Origin of the sequence: Candidatus Kryptonium sp., assembly GCA_025060635.1 — a bacterium.
In the GTDB taxonomy this organism is placed as follows: domain Bacteria; phylum Bacteroidota; class Ignavibacteria; order Kryptoniales; family Kryptoniaceae; genus Kryptonium.
Map to the genome: position 1 here is coordinate 1 of JANXBN010000116.1, position 639 is coordinate 639.

General features: G+C 59.6%; 1 protein-coding gene. It reads left to right on the plus strand.

Annotation, left to right across the window (positions count from 1 at the left end; translation table 11 throughout):
• Positions 1–14: 14 nt before the first annotated feature.
• Positions 15–639 (plus strand): glycosyltransferase (locus NZ923_10760; GenBank protein MCS7230486.1); only part of this gene is annotated, 625 nt, incomplete at its 3' end.

The window sequence follows — 639 nt, forward strand, 5'->3', positions numbered from 1 at the left end:
GGCGCGCCTTTCGTATGATCCAGCGCGATAACCCTGATCTGCTGTTGCTCCAGTGGTGGACGCCGTTCTGGTCGCCGATGCTGTTTGTGCTGACTCGCCTGGTGCGCCGTTATACGAATGTGCGCATCCTGTTCTTGTGCCATCACGTAATCGCCCCCGATGGCGGCATGTTCGACTGGTATCTGGCGCGGCGCATTCTCTGGCGCGGGCATGCGTTCATTGTAATGAGCGAAGAAGATTTTGCGCTGCTGCGACGCGCACTTCCATGGGCGCGCATCAAAGGGATCACTCACCCACCCTATGATGTATTCAGCCGTACGCCGCTGCCACGCGCCGAAGCGCGCGCACGCCTAGGGTTGAGTGAGGACGATCCGGTGCTGCTCTTCTTCGGGTTCATCCGACGCTACAAGGGGTTGCGTCACCTGCTGCGGGCGCTGCCGCTAGTGCGTGAGCACATCCCCGCACGGTTGCTGGTCGTTGGCGAGTTCTGGGAGGACGAGCGTCCCTATCGCGCTCTGGTGCGCGAACTTGGTCTTGATGATGTAGTGCATTTCCACAGCGAGTATGTTCCTAACGAACAGATCGCTGTCTACTTTTCGGCGTGCGATGCGGTTGTGCTTCCCTATCTCGAAGCGACGC